This is a genomic window from Rhizobium sp. SVR5-9E (assembly GCF_056755095.1).
This window is the reverse complement of record NZ_JBNDHS010000836.1, coordinates 1-230: the sequence shown is the minus strand read 5'-3', so window position 1 is coordinate 230 and position 230 is coordinate 1. Positions and strand designations below refer to the sequence as shown.

The 230-nt window shown below is 61.3% G+C and carries 1 protein-coding gene; it reads left to right on the top strand.

What is annotated here, in order from left to right:
* A partial coding sequence (locus tag ACPYOJ_RS37190; RefSeq protein WP_481420658.1) for a hypothetical protein occupies window positions 1-230 on the top strand: 230 nt, incomplete at both ends.

Sequence of the window (230 nt, the reverse complement as noted above, 5' to 3'; positions counted from 1 at the left end):
CCCCCCCCCCCTTCAAAGCAGAACCCCCCACACCAGATGCAGCGTAGTCTCGTGGGCTCGGAGATGTGTATAAGAGACAGCTACCACGCCATCCAGGCGGGTATGGACATGGGCATCGTCAACGCCGGCCAGCTTGCCGTCTACGATAACATCGATCCGGAGTTGCGCGAGGCCTGCGAAGACGTCGTCCTGAACCGCCGTCCGGATGGGACCGAGCCTGTCTCTTATAC